Source organism: Catalinimonas alkaloidigena (assembly GCF_900100765.1).
Classification (GTDB): Bacteria; Bacteroidota; Bacteroidia; order Cytophagales; family Flexibacteraceae; genus Mooreia; species Mooreia alkaloidigena.
This window is the reverse complement of the sequence record NZ_FNFO01000003.1, coordinates 515,766-536,102: the sequence shown is the minus strand read 5'-3', so window position 1 is coordinate 536,102 and position 20,337 is coordinate 515,766. Positions and strand designations below refer to the sequence as shown.

Below are 20,337 nucleotides of genomic sequence, written 5' to 3'. Positions count from 1 at the left end.
CCTAGCGGGACTGCAGTTGCGGGCTCAGGTAACGTTCGCCCTGACCGATGGCGTAAATGGCCGCTACCAGACGGTCGTGGGCATCTTGCCGGAGCATGTAGCCACTCAACCCTTGCGCCAGAAGTTTTTCCACTTCGAGCGGGTCTTTTTCCTGCCCCATCAGCAGAAGCTTGACGTGCGGACAAAGGCGTTGTGCGGCTTTCAGAAACTGGTGGTACTCCTGGTCGGGTACTTTATCGTCGATGACGATCAGGTCGACCGGATGTTTCTGCAGCCATTCGAGCGTACCTTCGGCGGTGGAGGCCGAGCCCACCACTTTGAGCCCTTCGGCCATAGCCACGCGGCTAATCAGGCCGCCGAGCAGCATTGGGTGGTCAACAGTTAAAAAAATATCCATGGTTTTGTGGGTTTAAGCTTCCTCACTATGTACGCGGTACGCAAACGAGCGTTACCCCGACCGCCGGAGGACGACACAAAAACCTGATGAAGGTCAACGGGCAGGGCCCCTCTCTCGTACAGACGCGAGGGCTGCCCCACAGTACTTGGCCGCTTCCGGGCGAATCGCGAACTTACTTTTCCACCCTTTCCCTTGTGTCTTATGGCTGAAATTACCCCTGATGCGTTGCGTGCCGTGTCGGTGTTCGAAGAACTTCCCGACGATATTCTGACGTGGTTTCTGTCAGAAGCGCGCTTGATAGAATTGGCGAAAGGCGAGTTCCTGTTTCAGGAAGGCGACCCGGCCGACGACCTGTTCGTGCTGTTGGAAGGCGAGATTCACCTGGTGCTGAAGATTGGCGGGCAAGCCATGCCTATCGGCACGTACGAGCGCGGCTCCATTCTGGGCGTGCTGCCCTACAGCCGGATGAAAAACTACACCGGCGACGGTCAGGCGCTGATTCCTTCTCAGGTGCTGGCTCTGCACCGGGATCATTTTCAGGAGATGGAACAGAAAAGCCAGGAACTGACGCAGCGGCTGGTCGCCGTGATGACAACCCGGGTACGCGAGGGCACCAAAACGCAGCAACAGCGCGAGAAAATGATGGCCCTCGGCAAACTTTCGGCGGGTCTGGCGCACGAGCTGAACAACCCGGCCTCGGCCATGCGCCGGACGGCCGCCGAGCTGGAAAAGAAAATTTTGCACCTGCCCGACTACGTGGCCCAACTCGGCCGCTATTCACTCTCGTCCGACCAGATGCACAACATCTGTACGCTGATCAAGCACAAGCTGGAGACCGAGCCCGCGTCGCTGTCCTTGCTGGAGCGGTCGAGCCGCGAAGACGAACTGACCGACTGGCTGGAAGAGCGCGGTGTGGAAGCGGGGTGCGACCTGGCCGAGCCGCTCGTGCAGGCGGGCCTGGCGCCCGACGATCTGGAGGCGCTGCTCGACGATTTTCCGTCGGAAGCGATTCCCGCCGTCATGGCCTGGCTGGAAGGCGTGCTGGCAACCACGCGGCTCACCCGCGAGTTGCAGGAAGCCTCAGCGCGCATTTCCCAACTGGTGGGTTCGATCAAAAGTTACACGCACATGGACCGCACGAACGAGAAAGAGCCGATCGACCTGCGCGAAGGGCTGCGTAGCACGCTCGTGATGATGAAGCACAAGCTGAAATCCAAAAACATTCAGTTGAAAGCGGAGTTAGACAAAAACCTGCCCCAGGTGAACGCGGCCGTCGGCGAATTGAACCAGGTCTGGACGAACCTGATCGACAACGCGGTCGATGCGATGGAGGAGCGCGGCGGCGTTTTGCAGATCTCGGCCGAACCCGCCGGTGAGTTTGTGCGCGTGGAAGTGACGGACAACGGTACCGGTATTCCGGAAGACATCCAGAGTCGTATTTTTGAGCCGTTCTTCACCACAAAAAAGATGGGAGAAGGCACCGGACTGGGGCTGGACATCGTGCAACGCGTTTTGAAGCAGCACCAGGCTTCCATTCAGGTCACTTCAGCCCCCGGCCAGACTACCTTTCAACTGTGCTTTCCCGTCGCAGCTAAATCGAATTCAACCTCTACCCCTTCGCAGGAGAAGGAAAAAACGGCATGAAAAAGCCCATTATTTTCGCGATCGACGACGACGAGCAGGTCTTGAGCGCTGTTACGCGCGATCTGCGGTCGAAGTACCGGAGCAAATACCGGATTCTAAATACCAACTCGGTGCAGGAAGCGCTCGACTCGTTGCGCGAGCTCAAGCTGAAAAACGAAGTAATCGCCCTGTTTCTGTCCGACCAGCGCATGCCCGAGATGCTGGGCGTGGAATTTCTGGAAAAGGCGCGGGACATTTTTCCCAAGGCCAAGCGCGTGTTGCTCACGGCCTATTCGGACATCGAAGCGGCCATCAAAGGCATCAACGACGTGCAACTCGACTATTACCTGATGAAACCCTGGGACCCGCCGGAAGAGAAGATGTATCCGGTGCTCGACGATCTGCTCGACGAATGGCAAACGGGCTACCGCCCCGATTTTGAGGGGATCAAGGTGGTGGGCTATCAGTACTCGCCCAAATCGCACGCCGTGAAGGATTTTCTGGCCGGCAACCTGATCCCGTACCGGTGGGTCGATGTGGAGCGAAACGAACAGGAAGCCGACGAGTTGCTGAAGCTGGGCCAGGTGGAGCGCAAAGCACTCCCAGCGGTTTTCTTCGACGACGGCTCCGTGCTGACGTCGCCATCGCCCGTGCAGGTGGCGGAAAAAGTGGGCTTGAACGCCCGCGCGTCTGATAAAATCTACGACGTGGTGATTATCGGGGGAGGACCGGCGGGGCTGGCCGCAGCGGTATACGGCGGTTCGGAGGGACTGAGCACGCTGGTGATCGAAAAGCGCGCGCCGGGCGGACAGGCCGGAACCTCGTCGCGCATCGAAAATTACCTGGGCTTTCCGACAGGCCTGAGCGGGGCTGAGCTGACGCGGCGGGCCGTCACACAGGCGCAGCGTTTCGGCATCGAGATGCTGTCGCCCCAGGAAGTGGTCAACATTGAAGTGCGCGACAGTTACAAGATGCTAAAGCTCAGTGACGACAGCGAAATCAAAGCGAAAAGCATCGTCGTGACGACCGGCGTCGATTACCGTAAGCTGGAAGCCAAGGGCATCGACAAGTTTACCGGCGCGGGCGTCTATTACGGCGCTGCCACGACCGAAGCCAATGCCTGTCGCGACCAGGACGTGTACGTGGTGGGTGGGGGCAACTCGGCCGGACAGGCAGCCATGTACCTCTCCAACTTTGCGAAGAACGTCTACATCCTCATCCGAAAAGAGTCGCTTACCTCCAGCATGTCACATTACCTGATCGATCAGATCAACGGCACGCCCAACATTCACCTCCTGCCCGAAACCGAAGTGGTGGAAGCGTGCGGCCAAGAGCACCTGGAGCGGCTGGTGTTAGAGAACGTACAGACGCAGGAACGCAACGCGGTGGAGGCAGGCTCGCTGTTCATCTTCATCGGGGCGCGGCCTTTTACCGACTGGGTGCAGACCTACATCCTGCGCGACGACCGGGGGTTTATCGTGACGGGGCGTGAGTTGCAGAAACACAAGGATTTCCGGACCTCATGGAAAAAAGACCGCGAACCTTTTCTGCTGGAGACCTGTAGCCCAGGCATTTTTGCGGCGGGCGATGTGCGGGCGGGTGCCATGAACCGGATTGCGTCGGCTGTAGGCGAGGGCGCCATGGCCATTAAGTTCGTACACGAATACCTGGCGGAGGTGTAACCTCTTCCGGCGCGGGCGCATACGTTTCCAGGACCTTATAGACAAGCGGTTTGTGCATGGGCTTGGCCAACATGCCGTTCATGCCGGCCTGTTCTGCTTGCGTTCGGGCTTCTTCGGTAACGGCGGCCGTCAGGGCTACAATCGGGAGCGGCTGGTCGAGGTGCGCTTGTAGGCGTCTGATTTGCCGGGTGGCCTCTAGTCCGTCCATCTCGTGCATGTGGAGGTCCATCAGCACCAGGTCGAACGTTTCTTGCGAGGCAACCGTTTCGACGGCTTGCGCACCGTTGTCGACGAGCGTAACCTCAATCTGGCAACTGGTCAGCAGTTTCTGAATAACAAGCTGGTTGATACGATCGTCTTCGGCCACCAGCACCCGCATGCCGGGCCACGTTGGGTGCTCCGTCTGAAGCATCGGCTGTTTGCCGGGTACTGTGCCGTGGTTGGCCGGTGCAAAGTGCTGCACAAAGTAAAAGCGCGATCCCCGGCCCACTTCGCTGTCGACTTGTATCCGGCTACCTTGCAGGGCAAGCAGTTTTCGGGTGATGGCCAGGCCCAGGCCCGTGCCGCCGAAGCGGCGCGTAGTATCGGCATCGGCCTGGGTAAACCGGTCGAAAATCATGGCTAACTTCTGGGGCGCAATGCCAATGCCGGTATCCTTCACCTCAAAAAGAAGTCCTACCGAATCGGGTCGTGCGTCCGCTGCCAGCCGAATAGCGAGCAGAATCTCACCAGACTCGGTGAATTTCAAGGCGTTGCTTAGCAAATTGTGGAGCACCTGCTGGAGCCGCAAGGGGTCGCCCACTACCCACTGAGGCACTTTAGGCGCCAGGTTAACGCGCAACACCAATTTTTTCTGTTGTGCCAGCACGGCAGTGGCCGTTTGCAACTGCGCCACCAACTCAAACAGGTCAAACGCCACCGATTCGATCGAGAGGCGATCTTCTTCTAATTTCTGGTAATCCAGCAGGTCGTTTACCAACTGATGGAGGTGCGAGGCCGAAAAGCGCAGAGCCTCCAGGTACGTGTGCTGTTGGGCTGATAACGTCTCGTGCTGAAGCAGGTCGGCCATGCCGATAATGCCGTGCAGGGGCGTACGAATTTCGTGGCTCATCGCCGACAGAAACTGATCTTTGCTGTGGGCCAGGTGCTGAGCCTGTTGGGTGGCTTGCCGTAGGGCCGCTTCTGTGCGGCGCCGTACGGTAATTTCGCGTCGCAGCCGTGCGTTCTGCTGGTGTAACTCGTCTGTGCGTTGTTGAATGAGCACTTCCTGCCGGGCATTGAGGCGTTCAAGCTGGTCTTGTTTTCGTCCGATTAAGTAGGCTAAAATGCCCAGAATCAGCGGAGTAGTGTCGATGATCCAAAGAAAAGGGATATTTTGCTGCACGTAACCCACAAACTGCCAGCTGGTACCTACGGTTTGCCAATGGGCATAAAGGTACTCTCCAATGCGGTGCAGTTTATCGAAATGCCAGTTAACAAGATACGTAGCCAGGGCTGGGAACAGCAGCCCAAAGCCGACTCCCATGCCGCCCCATCGTAAGGCGTGTGACGTTTTGTTGATCGGCTTCTGGCCAGATACAGACATGAATCAAAGGTAACGCGGGAGATGTCGCTGAATCTGCGCTTCTGTTCGATAAAATAAGCCCTGTAATAATTAACGATCTATCTTTTATGCATTTCTCTTCGCTTTGGCTTTTCTGCCTTCTGGCGTATTGCGCTGTCGCCTGCCAGCCTGCCTCAGAAGTAACCGATCAGCAAAGCGCCCAGGCACAGCCGTTCGAAGAAGGCTGGCAGCGCATTCATCAGGCGCAGGATGAACGGAACCGAGACTCCATTCATGGCTACCTCAGTCACCCTCAGGCTTCGTACCGGTACTATGCCGCTCTGGCGGCGGGCTCCCTACAGGACAGCACCTTAACCCCTTCGTTGGTGTACCTGTTGCACGATAGCGCGACCAAAGTACGGCGTGCGGCGGCCTTTGCCCTCGGCCAGACGGGCGGCGTTCCGGCGGCGCAGACACTCCGAAAAGCGGTCGAAACGGAGCCCGATGCCCGGGTCCAGGCGGCGTTGCTGGAGGCCTACGGGAAGGTAATCGATGCTGCCTCGCTCGGCTTTTTCCAGGCGTATGAGACAGACGATGCCGTGGCGCGCGCCGGATTGGCCTGGGGACTGTACCGTTCCGCCTTGCGCCAGCCCGTACCCGATTCTCTTCTTCCGCGGGTGATCGCCTGGTTGCAGGACTCGTCTGCCGCGGTTCGGCTGGCCGCCGCGCATACGCTGATGCGGGGGCAGGTACCGTCCCTCAACGCGTATGTGGACGTCCTGCGGCAAGTGGCGCGCCAGGATACCGCCGTGGAAGTACGCATGGCGGCCGCCGGGGCATGGCAGCACGTGAGTGTCGCGTCCAAGAAGCAAGTATTGCGGGAGATTTTGACCGAAGAGCCCGACGAGCGGGTAAAGATCAACGCAGTACGAGCGCTCGATGCGTCCACTTTCCCCAGCCTGATCGACCCGTTGAAAGACGCTTTGCAGGCGGGCGGCAACCTGGCGGTGGCGGTGGCCGAACGACTCCACACGCTGGTACGGCCGCAGGACGTCTCGTGGTTGGTCCGTGTGGCCCAGGCGCAGCCCTCCGCTGCCTGGCGACCACAGGCCCTGATCTACGCCGCGGCGTTGCGGGTAAGCCCGGACAAACGTGCCCTGCGCCGGTACGTGCTGGAACGTTATCACGCTGCCGAAAGTCCTTACGCCAAAGCCCAATGGCTTGATGCCTTGGCCGAAGACCCCGCTGCGTTCGATACCCTGCGTTACTTTGTTTTTACAGCAGCGTCGCCTATCGTGACGTCGGTAGGGCTGGCGGGGTTGGTACGGATGCGGCAGCACCCCGATTTTCCAGCCTCACAGCACGAAACCTGGGCGGCGAGCATCCGGCGTGGCCTCAGTGCGGGCGATGTGCCCTTGATCAGCGAAGCGGCCATTGCCATGCGCAATCCTGACCCGACGTTGAAAACCCTGTCGACGTTTCGGGCCGATACTTCTCTGATTTTTGCTGCACTGCGTCGGCTGCAGTTGCCGCGCGACTACGAAACGTATCTGGATTTGCACGCGACGCTGGCATTTCTGAAGGAGCGCCCCGCCCCACCGGTGCGCAGCCCGGCCTGGAACCATCCGATCGACTGGGATCTGCTGGCTACCTTACCTAACGAGCCGCGGGTGCGCATTGAAACCAGCGAGGGCACAGTCGAGCTGCTGCTGCTGCCGGAAGAAGCCCCCGGTACGGTCGCAAGCTTTGTGGCCTTGGCACGTGCTACATTTTTCGATAGCCTGGCATTCCATCGGGTAGTGCCTAATTTTGTGGTGCAGGGCGGTTCACCGACCGGCAACGGCTGGGGGAGCACCGACTACACCCTGCGCTCCGAATTTTCGCCCCGCCCCTACCGGACCGGCAGCGTGGGCATGGCGTCGGCCGGAAAAGATACCGAAGGGTGTCAGTGGTTCATCACCCACTCGCCTACCCCGCACCTCGACGGGCGCTACACACTGTTTGCTGAAGTGGTAGAAGGCCTGGAGGTAGTTCAGCAACTGGCCGTGGGGAGCACAATTTACTCGGTGCGCCTGGTCGAAGACATAGAAGATCCTAGCCCTTAACGCAGAAGGCCCGTATACACCTGTAATGGATAAACAAACAGACGTACACGCCGAGCGCCGCATGGCGCTGCTCATCGATGGCGATAATGCCCGCCCCACCCTGATCCAAAAGTTTTTGAACGAGGCCGGGCGCTACGGCAGCACAACGATCCGACGCATTTACGGCGACTGGACCACCCCGAACATGAATGGCTGGAAAGGTGCCCTGAACAACCACGCCGTACAGCCGGTGCAGCAGTTCCGCTACACTGTGGGGAAAAACGCGACCGACAGCGCGATGATCATCGACGCGATGGATATTTTGCACAGCGGACTGGCCTCCGGGTTTTGCATCGTTTCCAGCGACAGCGACTACACACGCCTGGCAACCCGTATCCGGGAGTCGGGCATCTTTGTGATGGGCATCGGCGACGAGAAAACGCCCCGCCCCTTTGTGAATGCCTGCAACATCTTCATCTACACCGAAAACCTGTTGGAAGAAGAGACCTCGGAGAAAAAGAAAAAGGTCAACAAAACGCAACGGAAAAAGAAACAGCCCGATCCGGTAGCCATGCTCAAAGAAGCGTACGAACTCGCCGCCGGCGAAGACGACTGGGCGCACCTCGGCACCATGGGTACCCATTTGCGGCAGATTGACCCCGGTTTCGACCCGCGTACGTTCGGCTACCGGCAACTCTCGCAACTGATCCGCGCGCACAGCGAAGTTTTCCAGCTCAGGCAGGAAGGGAACGGTAGCGGGCCAACGCCCATGTTTGTGCGCATGAAAGGGAGCTGAGCCGGGGCGGCGTCGAGCGCGTTAAAAGTCCTCGTCGGGTAAAATCTCCTGCACCCGCCCAACCTGACCGTCGTCGAGGCGAACCTTGATGCCGTGGGGGTGAAACGCTGAGCGTGTCAGGATGTTTTTCACAATCCCCTGCGTCAGGTCGCCCGTCCGCTGGTCTTTTTTCAGTACGATGTCGACCAACTGGCCGGGTTTAATGTCTTTGCGGTAGCGTCCGTCTGCCATAGTAATATTTAATTAGCAGCTAACCGATCTACTCGACCACCAGTTCACTGTAGCCCACTAATTTGCCCTTCCGGTATGATTCCGACCGCACCATGCCGACGCCCGGCACAAAATAGTCGACGCTGCTGAGGTTCATCGGCACGGTGATGCCCATTGCGCCGACCCGGCTCTCCAGGTCCTGCGTCAGCTTCCACGCGTCGAACGTGCCCGATTCGGTGGTAACGGCTTCTTTGCCCTCGACCTTCCGGTTTTTGATGGCCATCTGCATCTCCGACATTTTCATGCCGCTGGCTTTATCGTGCGCCGTAAGGCTCATCTGGCTTTCGGGAAGCGTTTGGCCCGCGCTCAGCTCGTAGGGGAGCGTGAGGTGATCGCCGGTTAGTTCGACGTCCATATTCTGAAAATTTTTGGACTGATCCTGTGGAACAAACATCTGCATGTCGACGTGGGCCATGCCGTCTTCGCAGAAAAACGTAAAATCGCTTTCGGCCGTGAGCTTGTCTTTTTTATCGTAGACCGAACTGTGGATCTGAGCCTCGGTCCGGTCGCCGGTTTGGTCGATGGCCGTTACCTTGTACACGACCCGACCCGAAGCCTTGCCGTTGCTCGTGTAGCTTTTCATTTCGAACGTGTCGCCCACGTTTTTGACCGGGAAGTAGCCGATGCACTCCTGGGCCGATGCAGAAAGGAGGGTAAAGAGCGCAAGAAGACAGCTCCAACCCCAGCGAAAGATTTTCATGGTGTGGAGGGAAAGGTGTAGGCCCTGAAATAACTAAAATTCCGGCACTATGCCAACGCGCGATCGTAGGCTTCCAGGTAGAACTTACCCAGGTACTTCCAGTCGAAGGTCGCCGACAGGCTTTCCACTTTGTTGCGTTGGTTGATGCGGTCGCGCCGCGAAAACTGCACAAACTGGAACAGAATATCGGCCAACTGGTCGGCGGCCTGGTAGAACGTTTTACGACGGCGATTCACGACGTACATGCCGCAGTCTTTGTGGTTGTCGAACGCGTTCATCACGTAATCGCCGAAACCCGACAGGTCGCTGGTGACGGATGGCACGCCACTGGCACCGCACTCGAGCGGGGTGTATCCCCAAGGCTCGTAATAGCTCGGGAAGATGCCCAGGTGACAGCCGCGCACAAACTGGCCGTATTCCATCCCGAACAGCGGGTTCATCGGCGAGATGAAATCGGGATGATACACCATTTTGACGCGGTCGTGGGCGTGGTTCAGCAGGTTGGCGCGCCGCATGAAGTTGAGAATCTCGTCGTCCTGATCGTCGATCAGGTTGTGTGTAATGATGGAAGGCAGGTGGGTGCTGCGCCACGATTGCAGCGTCCGCCGAAAACGCAGGCGCCAGTAATCGTCCACGAACTGATTCAGGTCCGGCAGGCGGTGCTCGTGCTGCGAAGCCGCTACCTGAAACAGGCGTTCGCCAATCTGTTTCTCGATGGCGTTGCACGTCTCCCGCAGCTCTTCCATCACCCCTCGCGACTCCAGCACCTCGGGGTTGATGGACCGGTAGGGGCGGCGGGTTACGAAAAACATCACGACCGTGGTACTCATCCCGGCCTGTTGCATGCGCCAGTTGAGGCGGGCCAGCGCTTCCAGCGTCAGGTCAAATCCTTTATTGCGGTATTCGTAACGGCCCGACGTGAAGAAGTACAGCGTATTGTCCAGGTCGAACGAATAACTCTGGAAAAAATGGCCCATCACAAACTGATGGATTTTGTTTTTGTACTGTTGGTGCAGGTTCTGAAATTCGTGCAGGGCCACGAAGCGTTCGATGTTCAGGCCGTTGGGCAAAAGCAGATCCGGTTTCCGACCCAGCAGAAATTCGCACTCGCTGCCGGTTACCTGGCTGACGGTCGTCATCACGTCACAGTGGGCTGTGGCGGCGCGCTCGATCCGCACCATGTGCTCGATGCCGTAGTGTTGCGCTTCGTGCAACCAGTCGTATTGATCCAGCTTTTCGTAAAACTGCTCGTCGTTCATCGCGATGTAGCGCCCCAGCAGCGTGGCGTGGGTGGTAAACACCGTGCGGATGGGCCACTGGTTTCGCCGGATGTCGGCGATGGGCAACCCGGCCATCCACTCGTGGAAGTGCGCAATGATGCTCAGACTCTCCTGGCGTGCGGCGGTCAGTTGCTCGTAAAACAGCGTGACCAGGTGGCTGAAAGCCAGCACTTTGTCGTACAGGTCATCGCCCGTTGGCGAAGCAATGCCGTGCGCTTCCCAGTAGTAATGCTTGTTGGCGTTGGTCTGGGGCAGATCACTCAGCGGATTCAACAGAATGACGCGGGGACGCCCCGACACCAGCCAGCGTCCGTAGTGAACTTCCACGCCTTTGTCCAGCAATGCCCGCACGGCCCGCCCGACGGCATCGTTCCCCGGTTCGATCGGATCGAACTCGCCTTGGGCCATGTTGGCGAACCAGGGGCCAATCAGGCAATAATTGTCGCCCCAAAAGCCAACGGCCGCGGGGACCTTGGTGCGAATCACGGTGTAGATGCCGCCAACTTGGTTACAAACCTCCCAGGCAGCTTCGATCAGGAGGGTATTTCTTTTCCGTTCAGGAGTTAGGTGGTAGAGGGCATCAGATTGCATACAGGTGAGGGGGAAAGGGACGTGGTGGTAATAAAAGGGTGTGCTACGGCCGACCGTAGCGGTAAGGTTAGGGTACGGGTTGAGTAGGTCTGACAGTTCAACATACGAGCCACGAAGCACCGCTTTCTGTAATGGAGTTGCAGAGTAACTCCTTATACTGTTTTTGCGGGCGTCAAGGTACAGGAATGCCGTTATTTTCATCGGATTTCTTTCTGGATCGGGTAGGAGGGCGCGGCGCATGCTGGTCGAAGGAAGCCGCTATCGCGGAACCCATTGCTGGCGCGTTTGTTGATGAAGATCAGTCACCTTTACTACGGCAGCCTCTCCACGGGAGTGGTTCTTCGGCTATACGCCAGAGGCGGTCGGCGAGAATCGCAGCATATGAAAAAAAAGTTGTTTTTCCTTTTGGGCGTCCTTTGGAGCTACGCTGGCATTGCGCAGTCTCTTGTCAATAGCGAGCACGGTTACCTGCTGCCCGCCCGCGACACCACGCGGCTGCTTGTCATTTTTGCCGAAGTGGATTGCGGTGCCTGTGGCCAAAGTAGCGCCTGTTTGCCCGATAACGACGCCTGGCGGCCCGGACAACTGCCGCCCGATGCTGCGCGCTATTTCGACGCTACGCTCCGGCCGGGAGAAGCTCCCCATCAGTACATCACCAACTATTACCACACCATGTCGCGCGGCGAGTATGTGCTGCTGGGTGACTATATCGACCGTGTCGTAACGGTTCCTTGCCACCGCACCAGCGAGGTGGACGTAATCCGCGAACTCAATACCTGGCCGGAGATTCGATTGCACAGCCAGCGTTCGTCTTCTGATGCGGCGCTGACGCTGGAGGATTTCGACCTGTGGGGCAGCGAGCCGCCCGGAGTGCCGAAGTCGCGCGGGCCGGATGGCATCCTCGACGGCGTGGTGATTTTCTGGAGGAACCTGAACAAAGGCGTGATCGACTGTGGGGGTGGGTTGGGTATGCAGGTCTTGCTGGCGGGGCAGCAGTTGCACGGCAAAAAGCTGCGCGTGGCCAGTTCGTTCGGGGCGTGTCGTAGCGGGCAGGCGGCGTGGGATTTGTTCATTGCCGAGCAGTTGCACGCGCTGTTCGGGGGTAATAACTTCCATACGGTCGGCGGGGCCGGTCTGCACACGTTTATGATTCCGGCGCACGTGTACGGGACCAGCGCGCAGTCGGGGGCGTCGTCGCTGCTGATCAACGGCTGGGAACGCCATCGGCTGGGCTGGCGCGGTCGCGATGCCCAGGGGCAATTGACGCGCCAGTACCTGATTGGCGCTTTGGAGGCAACCGGCACGCGCGAAGTGCCGACCGACCTGAAACTGCCCAAAGAACTACGTACCGATACGTTTCTGTTGCGCGATTTTGTGACGACCGGCGATGCGGTCCACATTCAGTTGCCGCACCTCGACTGGCAACAGGTCGGCGACGTGAAAAACCAGTACCTCTGGCTGGAAAATCATCAGCTCATCTCGCCGCACGACGTCAACATCTGGCACAACCTGGACTGCCGCCAAACCTGGAGCCCCGGACTGTATGCGCAGATTCAGGTGGGCAAAGACCTCAAAGAAGGCGCATCGGCCGACGTGTTTCCGATCGGCAGTAGCCGCGACGCCGCCAAACCTAACGCGCTGGGGAGCTACATGTTTCCCGTAACGGCCGAGGGCAATTGGGATTATACCTATCGGTACGACAAGGCCCTGCGCAGCTGGGAGGCTTGCGTTTGGGCCGGGAACTGGACGTTGCCGACCGACGCCGCACAAAAGCTTCCGAATCCCTTTACCGGTCACTCCGACCTCTACTCTGCCACCGATTCGAATCACGATCGTCTGTTAGACAAAGGCGATAAGATGTTTACGGGTTCTTCCAAAGTCTATGGCGATTCGGTGGTCCACGCGCTCTATTCCATGGGCGATGCGCACGATGCGTTTCGCCTCGCCGGAAACAGCCGACTCGCGTTAGGCACCAACCCGGCACCGGTACCGGTTTACACGCACCGCTCGGGTTCCAAACTGGCACTGAACCGGGGGCCGTTGGCTTCGTACGAAAACCGACAGATCCACCTGAACGGTCTGGAGGTGCGCATTTTGGAAGAAAACGTGGACGGCAAGGGAGCCATGAAAATCAGCATCCGCTGGGATCAGTACCGCGTGGAACAGGATCAGCGTTGGGCCGGCGACATCGTATTGTATCCCCACGATTTCGAGGCTACTCAACCTTCACTGGAGCTGGCGTCCGGGCGGACGATCACCCTGGCCCGGGGGCAGAGCCCTACCTACATGGTAGCCCGTACGGTATTAGACGATTCGGTGGCCTGGTTCAGCGACACCACGCGCTTTACGTTAATGTCGGGCGCTTTCTTAACCCAGGAAACCGGCTCGACCATTGTCCTTACCGACGGAACGCAGGTCGTGCTGGAAGCGGGCGCACACTGGACGGTGCCCGACGCAGCGACGCTAACGCTGCGCGGCGGGAGCACCTTGGTGCTGCAATCGGGCGCGACGCTAGAGATCGGCCCCGGGGCGTTGCAGGTAGAGGACGGGAGCCGCCTTCTGGTGGAAGCGGGCGCAACCCTAAGTGCAGCGAAGCGGGACCTGCGTCGCTGGCAGAAACGAGGCCTCCTTTACGAAATTCCGGCAGCGACCACCGCCACCGAGTAGACCGGTGAGTCACCGCGCCGTACCCCTTCCGGTTGGTTTGCGTAAGAGGAAGAGATTGGAAAATTTACCTATGGATGCAAAGCAAATAATCGGCGTAATTCTTATGACAGTGGGCGGTGCCGCCATGATTTTCGCGGGGCTGGTCATGCTGCGCGGCGGGGGCAACCTGTTCGGCACGGGCATCACCGGCTGGGGCGGCCTCATTCCTTTTTTCATTGGACTCATCTTCTTTTCGAGCGGCATTCGGTTGCTACGCGGGACACAATGATTTTTTTAGTCGATGAGCATGGGCTTCATATTGACGTAACATCTTGGTTTAAAGAATAAAAGAAGCGTAATAGACAGGCAATGCTGGGGTGACGTACAAGCTCTATTTTCGTACCAAGACCAAACGCAACTCGTCATGCGTATCCTACGTCCTCGTTTCCGCGATTTTTTCTTTCGCCTGCTCTTTAACCTCTATTCGCCTTTGTCGCACTGAACGCGCCCTGCATGAAGGACAAAAAGCGAAAAGTAGAGGTAGTGGTCATCTCTGATGTCCACCTGGGCACCTACGGCAGCAAAGCCCGGCAATTGCATCGTTACCTGAAAAGCATCCGACCCAAAATTCTCGTCATCAACGGCGACCTGATCGACATCTGGCGCTTCAGTAAAAATTACTGGCCGAAAGCCCACATGCAGGTCGTCAAGCGCTTGTTTGGCCTGATGGCCGACGGTACGCGGGTGTATTACGTGACAGGGAACCACGACGAGATGATGCGCAAATTTGTCGGCCTGAAGTTCGGGACATGCGAGATCGTCAACAAAGTGGTGCTGGAGTTGAAAGGGCAGAAAGCCTGGTTTTTTCACGGCGACGTGTTCGACGTCACGATGCAACACTCCAAGTGGCTGGCGCAACTGGGCGCGGTGGGCTACGGCATGCTGATCGTGCTGAACCGGTGCGTCAACTTTTGCTCGGAGTTGATGGGCCGGGGCAAAATTTCCCTTTCCAAGGCCATTAAAGACCGGGTGTCGTCGGCGCTGAAGAAGAAATCGGAATTTGAGCAAACGGCTGCCGATCTGGCCATTTCAAAAGGATACGCTTACGTGATCTGTGGCCACATTCATCAGCCCCTGATCAAAGAAATGGCGAACGAACACGGCAAGGTCTGTTATCTGAATTCCGGCGACTGGGTCGAGAACATGACGGCGCTGGAGTACCACAAAGGAGACTGGAGCATTTACCGCCACGAAGATGCCGAAGAAGCCGACGACGAGCACGAGGAGCCGGATCTGTCGACCTTCGACAATCAGGAGCTGTTCCGTCAGTTAATGCAGGAGGTGAGAGGATGAAAGTACTGTATGCCATCCAAGGCACGGGCAACGGCCACCTGAGCCGCGCGCGTGATATAATTCCCGTTTTGCAGCAACGCGCCGACGTTGACATTCTGGTCAGCGGCACGCAGGCCGATGTGAAGTTACCTTATCCGATCCGCTACCAGTGCGGGGGCATGGGCTTCGTGTTTGGTAAGAGTGGCGGCGTGGACCTGTGGCAGACCTACCGCCAGGCGAATACCGGGCGCTTTTACCGCGAAGTGCGGGACCTGCCTGTGCACAATTACGATCTGGTCATCAACGACTTCGAACCTGTTTCGGCCTGGGCCTGTCGCTGGCAGCGTACGCCTTGCGTCGCGCTGAGCCATCAGTATGCCGTGCTGGCCCCGACCGCGCCCAAGCCCATTGAGCGCGATCGCTTCGGGGAGTTTATTTTAAAACAGTATGCACCCGCAACGGCACACTACGGGTTTCATTTTGCTTCTTTTGCCGAGAACATTTATACACCGGTGATTCGCGCGCAGGTGCGTCGGCTGACGCCTACCGACCTGGGCCATTATACGGTTTACCTGCCTTCGTACGACGACGAGAAACTGGTCAAGAAGCTGAGCCGATTCCCCGACGTCCGGTGGGAGGTCTTCTCGAAACACAATCGCCATCCGTTTACCCGGCAGAACGTTACGATCCGCCCGGTCGACAACGAAGCCTTTTTGCACAGCATGGCTACCAGCAGTGGGGTGCTGTGCGGCGCCGGGTTCGAAACCCCCGCCGAAGCGCTGTTTCTGGGCAAAAAGTTGTTGGTCATCCCCATGAAAACGCAGTATGAGCAGCAGTGCAACGCCGCCGCGCTGAGTGCCATGGGTGTGCCGGTGATCAAGAGCCTGAAGAAGAAACACTTCCCGATCCTTGAAACGTGGCTGCAGCACGGGCAGCCCATTCCTGTCCATTTTCCTGACCTGACCCAATGCATTTTAGAGCGCATCCTCGATACGCACACCGCGCCGCAGGCTTCGTCGCTGTTGGCGGCTTCTTTTTAACCATTGGACCCCAGGTCGACCTGAACCCACAGCACGCATGACCCGACACGAGTTTGGCGCAGCGTTCGCGTGGGGAGTTTCGTCGGCGGCATACCAGACCGAAGGTGCCTGCGACCGTCACGGCAAGGGGGCATCCATCTGGGATCGGTTTGCCAACACGCGTGGGCGCATCCAGCGCAACGAAAACGCCAACGCCGCCTGCGAGTTTTACGACCGCTACGCTGACGATGTGCAACTACTGCGGTCGCTCCGCATCCCTAACTTCCGCTTTTCGCTGGCGTGGTCGCGCATTCTGCCCCAGGGCACCGGCGCTGTTAACCCACAAGGCCTTGACTTTTACGACCGACTGATCGACCAGTGTCTGGAACAAGGCATTACGCCCTGGGTAACGCTCTACCACTGGGACCTGCCGCAGGCGCTGGAAGACCGCGGCGGTTGGACAAACCGAGCCATCGTCGACTGGTTCGTCGAGTACGCCACCCTTTGCGTACAACGCTACGGCGACCGCGTGCGTCACTGGATGGTGCTGAACGAACCGATGGTCTTTACGGGCGCGGGCTATTTTCTGGGCATTCATGCGCCGGGGCGCCGGGGCCTGAACAACTTCTTACCGGCGGTCCATCATGCCACGCTCTGCCAGGCGGAAGGGGGGCGGGTTGTGCGTGCGCATTGTCCGGATGCCCAGCTGGGCACCACGTTTTCGTGTTCGTACGTGACGCCCTGGCGAGCGAACGCGCGCGATGGGGCGGCGGCCCAGCGTGTGGATGCGCTTCTAAATCGGCTCTTTCTGGAACCCGCCCTGGGGCGCGGCTACCCTGTACAGGAGTTGCCGGTGCTGAAGCGGCTGGAGCGCTGGATGCGGCCGGAAGACGAAGGCAAACTGGCGTTTCCTTTTGACTTTATCGGTGTCCAGAACTATACGCGTGAGGTGATCCGGCATTCGTGGTTTACGCCCTATCTACAGGCGCGGCTGGTACCCGCTCCCAAGCGGGACGTGCCCCTGACGCTGATGAACTGGGAAGTGTATCCCGAGTCGCTTTACCACATGCTGATGCAGTATGCCGCCTACGACAACATTCCGCGGCTGATCGTCACAGAAAACGGTGCGGCGTTCGCGGATCAGGTCATCGACGGTACGGTGCACGACCCCCAGCGCCTTGCGTACATCCGGGCCTGTCTGGAGCAGGTACAACGCGCGCAGCGGGACGGGGCACCCGTCGATGGATATTTTATCTGGACGTTTACCGACAATTTCGAGTGGGCAGAGGGCTATCGGCCGCGCTTCGGGCTGGTCCATGTCGACTTTCAGACGCAGCGGCGCATCATAAAAGCCTCGGGGCAATGGTACCGCGATTTCCTGAGCGAATCCTGAATGGGGATTGCGACGTTTAGAAAGAGAAACATCTTTCTCGTGCGCGAACGTATCTACGAAGTCTTTCAAGAGTTCTTCGATCACATCATCCAAGGATTGCCCTCGTTTATGGTGGGCACCTTTTTCCTGTTACTGTTTCTGGGCCTCGGCCTGTTGTTGCGATTCGTCTTCCGGAAGCGGGTGGCCGCCAAAGCAGACGATCCGCTGTTGGCCAATTTTATCGGGCGGCTGGCGCTGATTCTGATGCTCATTTTCGGCGGCATCATTTTCCTGAACCAACTGGGTTTGAGTGGAGCCGCTGGCGGTTTGCTGGCCGGGGCGGGCGTCACGGCCGTCGTGCTGGGGTTTGCGTTTCAGGACATCGGCGAAAACTTTCTGTCCGGCTTTTTTCTGGCGTTTGGGCGGCCGTTTGGCGTAGGCGATATCATCGAAATCGAAGGATTTATGGGGAAAGTGAACTCGCTAAACCTGCGCAATACCCACATTCGTACGTTCGACGGGCGCGATATTTTCATCCCCAATTCCCTATTGATTAAAAATCCGCTGGTCAATTACACGCGCGACGGTCTGATGCGCCACGATTTTGTGATCGGACTGGATTACGGCAGCGACGTGATGGAAGCCACCCGCATCATCATGGAAACGCTTCGCGGCATCGACACGATCGTGAAATCCGACGGCCTGATGCCGTTTGTGACGATCGATGAATTCAGCACCAGCACCATCAACCTGCGGGTGCATTTTTGGATCAATACCTACGATATTCTGAACTCCGGCACCGTGCTGAAAAGCGAAGTGATGCGGGAGATTTTAAATGCGTTGATTCGCAACAAGTTCAACCTGCCGGCCGACATTGTTGAGTTGAAGATCTACCAGGAGGGGCAGCCCATTCCGGTCAGTGTACGCGACCTGGATGCAAAGACCGGTTGAAGACAGTGGGTTGGTGCAAGTTGAGTTGCAGAAATACGCGCTTGCTGCCAATTTGCACAATGACTATAGAAGAAGCACAGCAGACCGTCGATGCGTGGATTCAGTCCACAGGGGTACGCTATTTCAACGAGCTGACCAACATGGCGATTCTGACCGAGGAAGTGGGCGAGGTGGCACGGATCATCTCCCGCCAATACGGAGAGCAGTCGTTCAAGGAATCGGACCGCGGAAAAGAACTGGCCGACGAACTGGCCGACGTATTGTTCGTGGTGATCTGCTTGGCTAACCAGACGGGGGTGGACCTGACGGCCGCGTTGCAGAAAAATCTGGAGAAAAAGACGCTGCGTGATGCACAACGGCACCAGCAGAATGAGAAGTTACGAAAGGGCTAATGGTTCGCGGGCTGGGGGATGTCGGCGGCTTTGCCTACGTACGAGTCGGTCTCGATAAACTGATGGTCGCGCTGCGTTGACGCCTGTGCGTTGGACAGTACAGTAACGGCCTGCGCACAGATAAGCAAGGTGCCTACGACAGTGGCGATCAGAGAAAAACGCAGAAAAAACTGCGGATACATTTCCGAATACAGGAAAAACAAAAGGCTGATGAGTGCCAACGTACCTAACACGAGTGTCAATCCGAGCAAAATGAGATGAAAAACTTGCGGAAGCGACTCTGCCTCAGCGAATTGTTGATTCGTTACGGTGCAGAAAAGCCCGTAGATGAGTGTTGATAGGACCGCATTGCCCACGAAAATAAAATGAGTGATGCGTAGCGCCGTGAGATGGTTTCGCGTTAGCGCGTAGAGTAAGAAACCGGCGCCTGTCAGCATTCCGATTGCCGGAAAGAGTGCTGTGAGCAGCGACAGAAAAAACGAAGGTTGCATTAGCCTAACACAAGTGTAACATGTTTATATACCGTGTTATTATCAAAAGTAACCAGACTGTCATATAGTTACCTTAAAAAAACATAATTCCATCAACAAAATTGTGTGGGTAATCGTCTGTTTTAATCTCGAAAGATCGTTTACTTTACAACGTATCCTTTGTTCCCTACAAGTACCTGGCGTTCTACATGGCTAGCAAGCACCCTCTTTTTTTTCTCCTGAGTTTCCTCCTGCTTGCTGGCGCCCTGCGTGCGCAACCCACGCAACCCGATACGCTGCTGCCCTATTTTCTGCCCCCCGTCGATGCGCAGGAGTACGATCTGGCAGGGTTGGCGCCTTACCTGGTTACCCCCCCGGATACGTTTCACCTCTGGCAATACGGTTCCGCGTTTGACGTAGACTTTCAGCAGATCAGCTTGTCGAACTGGGCCGGTGGTGGGCAAGACGCTATCTCGCTCCGAGGCCAGATGCGCCTGTTTGGCGTGATGGATAATGGGGTGGCGCTTTGGGAAAACCGCCTGGATCTAGTATACGGCATTACCCGGCAAGAACAGGCGACAGGCATCCGCAAAACTGACGATAACCTTCAGTTTGTTTCCAAATACGGATATGAGTTAAAAGGTCCCTGGCACATTTCGGCAGGGCTCGATTTCCGGACGCAGTTCAGCCCGGGATACCGTTACCCCAACCGGGATACCGAAGTGTTGGTCTCTGACTTTCTTTCTCCCGGCTTTTTGTTGTTATCTCTGGGTTTTGAAGCGCAACAGAATAACTTTTATTCGATGCGCTTGTCGCCCATTTCGGGAAAACTCACCATCGTGCGGGACGATTCGCTGGCGGCGCGCTATCAGGTCGTGCCGGGCGAGAAAGTAAGGCGAGAAATTGGGGTCCAGGTCGATGGCTCCTTTCAACGTAAAATCCTGGAAAACATCTCGTTCAACACCCGGGCTACGTTTTTCTCGGCGTTCGATACGTTCGGCAACGTGGACATCAACTGGGAGTCGCAGCTGGAGTTGCGTGTCAACCGCTATGTTTCGTCCAAAGTGACGACCCTTTTGATTTACGACGATGACCTGAACGTTCCGCGAGGCGACGACCGGCCGCCCGGACCGGCCATTCAGTTTCGGGAGTCGGTGGTTGTAGGCTTTTCTCTACGATTGTAGTCGCG

18 protein-coding genes are annotated in these 20,337 nt (G+C 57.6%); 12 read left to right on the top strand and 6 right to left on the bottom strand.

Annotated elements, in window-relative coordinates; genetic code table 11:
• Window position 1: 1 nt before the first annotated feature.
• Entirely contained in the window at window positions 2-397 is a 396-nt protein-coding gene (locus BLR44_RS09420; RefSeq protein WP_089681447.1) for a response regulator, read from the bottom strand.
• 201 nt (window positions 398-598) lie between these two features.
• Between BLR44_RS09420 and BLR44_RS09415 the strand changes: the two genes are divergently transcribed.
• Window positions 599-2,041 (top strand): ATP-binding protein, encoded by a 1,443-nt coding sequence (locus BLR44_RS09415; protein ID WP_089681446.1) that lies wholly within the window; start codon window positions 599-601, stop codon window positions 2,039-2,041.
• Entirely contained in the window at window positions 2,038-3,702 is a 1,665-nt protein-coding gene (locus BLR44_RS09410; RefSeq protein ID WP_089681445.1) for an FAD-dependent oxidoreductase, read from the top strand. The genes BLR44_RS09415 and BLR44_RS09410 overlap by 4 nt, the downstream gene beginning before the upstream one ends.
• Here the strand turns inward: BLR44_RS09410 and BLR44_RS09405 are convergent.
• Window positions 3,668-5,287 carry an ATP-binding protein gene (locus BLR44_RS09405; RefSeq protein ID WP_089681444.1) on the bottom strand — a complete coding sequence of 540 codons (1,620 nt, stop codon included), beginning with the start codon at window positions 5,285-5,287 and terminating at the stop codon, window positions 3,668-3,670. The genes BLR44_RS09410 and BLR44_RS09405 overlap by 35 nt on opposite strands.
• Window positions 5,288-5,373: 86 nt before the next feature.
• Here BLR44_RS09405 and BLR44_RS09400 point away from each other — a divergent pair, with 86 nt between their 5' ends.
• Window positions 5,374-7,350, top strand: a complete 1,977-nt coding sequence (locus BLR44_RS09400) for a peptidylprolyl isomerase (RefSeq protein WP_089681443.1) — start codon at window positions 5,374-5,376, stop codon at window positions 7,348-7,350.
• 25 nt (window positions 7,351-7,375) lie between these two features.
• A complete protein-coding gene (locus BLR44_RS09395) occupies window positions 7,376-8,125 on the top strand; it encodes an NYN domain-containing protein (RefSeq protein WP_089681442.1) in 750 nt (249 codons plus the stop codon).
• 21 nt (window positions 8,126-8,146) lie between these two features.
• Here the strand turns inward: BLR44_RS09395 and BLR44_RS09390 are convergent, their stop codons facing one another.
• From BLR44_RS09390 to BLR44_RS09380, 3 genes are read right to left on the bottom strand one after another with little or no spacing between them, the layout of a single operon-like run.
• Window positions 8,147-8,356, bottom strand: coding sequence for a YwbE family protein (locus BLR44_RS09390; RefSeq protein ID WP_089681441.1), 210 nt, complete (start codon window positions 8,354-8,356; stop codon window positions 8,147-8,149).
• Between the two features lie 28 nt (window positions 8,357-8,384).
• Window positions 8,385-9,095: a TapB family protein gene (locus BLR44_RS09385; RefSeq protein WP_089681440.1), complete on the bottom strand. Its 711-nt coding sequence runs from the start codon at window positions 9,093-9,095 to the stop codon at window positions 8,385-8,387.
• 47 nt (window positions 9,096-9,142) lie between these two features.
• The gene (locus BLR44_RS09380) at window positions 9,143-10,966 is read right to left on the bottom strand and encodes a glycosyltransferase (RefSeq protein WP_089681439.1); all 1,824 of its coding nucleotides are present in this window, start codon (window positions 10,964-10,966) and stop codon (window positions 9,143-9,145) included.
• Between the two features lie 381 nt (window positions 10,967-11,347).
• On the opposite strand from BLR44_RS09380, the gene BLR44_RS09375 reads away from it, so the two are divergent.
• The 7 genes from BLR44_RS09375 to BLR44_RS09350 all read left to right on the top strand — a co-directional run bounded on the left by BLR44_RS09375 (window position 11,348) and on the right by BLR44_RS09350 (window position 18,678).
• Window positions 11,348-13,633: a hypothetical protein gene (locus BLR44_RS09375; protein ID WP_089681438.1), complete on the top strand. Its 2,286-nt coding sequence runs from the start codon at window positions 11,348-11,350 to the stop codon at window positions 13,631-13,633.
• 103 nt (window positions 13,634-13,736) lie between these two features.
• A complete protein-coding gene (locus tag BLR44_RS28860) occupies window positions 13,737-13,901 on the top strand; it encodes a hypothetical protein (protein ID WP_176955966.1) in 165 nt (54 codons plus the stop codon).
• 224 nt (window positions 13,902-14,125) lie between these two features.
• Entirely contained in the window at window positions 14,126-14,965 is an 840-nt protein-coding gene (locus BLR44_RS09370; protein ID WP_089681437.1) for a UDP-2,3-diacylglucosamine diphosphatase, read from the top strand.
• Window positions 14,962-15,984 (top strand): glycosyltransferase family protein, encoded by a 1,023-nt coding sequence (locus BLR44_RS09365; protein WP_089681436.1) that lies wholly within the window; start codon window positions 14,962-14,964, stop codon window positions 15,982-15,984. Before BLR44_RS09370 ends, BLR44_RS09365 begins: the two co-directional genes overlap by 4 nt.
• Before the next feature lie 37 nt (window positions 15,985-16,021).
• On the top strand, window positions 16,022-17,356 hold the full coding sequence (locus BLR44_RS09360) for a GH1 family beta-glucosidase (RefSeq protein ID WP_089681435.1): 1,335 nt from the start codon (window positions 16,022-16,024) through the stop codon (window positions 17,354-17,356).
• A 39-nt stretch (window positions 17,357-17,395) separates the two neighbouring features.
• Window positions 17,396-18,286: a mechanosensitive ion channel family protein gene (locus BLR44_RS09355; protein WP_176955965.1), complete on the top strand. Its 891-nt coding sequence runs from the start codon at window positions 17,396-17,398 to the stop codon at window positions 18,284-18,286.
• Between the two features lie 59 nt (window positions 18,287-18,345).
• Entirely contained in the window at window positions 18,346-18,678 is a 333-nt protein-coding gene (locus BLR44_RS09350) for a nucleotide pyrophosphohydrolase (protein WP_089681433.1), read from the top strand.
• On the opposite strand, the gene BLR44_RS09345 is transcribed toward BLR44_RS09350, so the two are convergent.
• The gene (locus BLR44_RS09345; protein ID WP_089681432.1) at window positions 18,675-19,169 is read right to left on the bottom strand and encodes a hypothetical protein; all 495 of its coding nucleotides are present in this window, start codon (window positions 19,167-19,169) and stop codon (window positions 18,675-18,677) included. The two genes, BLR44_RS09350 and BLR44_RS09345, sit on opposite strands and share 4 nt — an antisense overlap.
• A gap of 188 nt (window positions 19,170-19,357) precedes the next feature.
• On the opposite strand from BLR44_RS09345, the gene BLR44_RS09340 reads away from it, so the two are divergent.
• Window positions 19,358-20,332, top strand: a complete 975-nt coding sequence (locus tag BLR44_RS09340; RefSeq protein WP_089681431.1) for a DUF3078 domain-containing protein — start codon at window positions 19,358-19,360, stop codon at window positions 20,330-20,332.
• Window positions 20,333-20,337 lie beyond the last annotated feature (5 nt).

Excerpts from the sequence above, each read along its gene's own strand:
- BLR44_RS09420 (WP_089681447.1), bottom strand. The coding sequence starts at position 397 with ATGGATATTTTTTTAACTGTTGACCACCCAATGCTGCTCGGCGGCCTG.
- BLR44_RS09415 (WP_089681446.1), top strand. The coding sequence starts at position 599 with ATGGCTGAAATTACCCCTGATGCGTTGCGTGCCGTGTCGGTGTTCGAA.
- BLR44_RS09410 (WP_089681445.1), top strand. The coding sequence starts at position 2,038 with ATGAAAAAGCCCATTATTTTCGCGATCGACGACGACGAGCAGGTCTTG.
- BLR44_RS09405 (WP_089681444.1), bottom strand. The coding sequence starts at position 5,287 with ATGTCTGTATCTGGCCAGAAGCCGATCAACAAAACGTCACACGCCTTA.
- BLR44_RS09400 (WP_089681443.1), top strand. The coding sequence starts at position 5,374 with ATGCATTTCTCTTCGCTTTGGCTTTTCTGCCTTCTGGCGTATTGCGCT.
- BLR44_RS09395 (WP_089681442.1), top strand. The coding sequence starts at position 7,376 with ATGGATAAACAAACAGACGTACACGCCGAGCGCCGCATGGCGCTGCTC.
- BLR44_RS09390 (WP_089681441.1), bottom strand. The coding sequence starts at position 8,356 with ATGGCAGACGGACGCTACCGCAAAGACATTAAACCCGGCCAGTTGGTC.
- BLR44_RS09385 (WP_089681440.1), bottom strand. The coding sequence starts at position 9,095 with ATGAAAATCTTTCGCTGGGGTTGGAGCTGTCTTCTTGCGCTCTTTACC.
- BLR44_RS09380 (WP_089681439.1), bottom strand. The coding sequence starts at position 10,966 with ATGCAATCTGATGCCCTCTACCACCTAACTCCTGAACGGAAAAGAAAT.
- BLR44_RS09375 (WP_089681438.1), top strand. The coding sequence starts at position 11,348 with ATGAAAAAAAAGTTGTTTTTCCTTTTGGGCGTCCTTTGGAGCTACGCT.
- BLR44_RS28860 (WP_176955966.1), top strand. The coding sequence starts at position 13,737 with ATGACAGTGGGCGGTGCCGCCATGATTTTCGCGGGGCTGGTCATGCTG.
- BLR44_RS09370 (WP_089681437.1), top strand. The coding sequence starts at position 14,126 with ATGAAGGACAAAAAGCGAAAAGTAGAGGTAGTGGTCATCTCTGATGTC.
- BLR44_RS09365 (WP_089681436.1), top strand. The coding sequence starts at position 14,962 with ATGAAAGTACTGTATGCCATCCAAGGCACGGGCAACGGCCACCTGAGC.
- BLR44_RS09360 (WP_089681435.1), top strand. The coding sequence starts at position 16,022 with ATGACCCGACACGAGTTTGGCGCAGCGTTCGCGTGGGGAGTTTCGTCG.
- BLR44_RS09350 (WP_089681433.1), top strand. The coding sequence starts at position 18,346 with ATGACTATAGAAGAAGCACAGCAGACCGTCGATGCGTGGATTCAGTCC.
- BLR44_RS09345 (WP_089681432.1), bottom strand. The coding sequence starts at position 19,169 with ATGCAACCTTCGTTTTTTCTGTCGCTGCTCACAGCACTCTTTCCGGCA.
- BLR44_RS09340 (WP_089681431.1), top strand. The coding sequence starts at position 19,358 with ATGGCTAGCAAGCACCCTCTTTTTTTTCTCCTGAGTTTCCTCCTGCTT.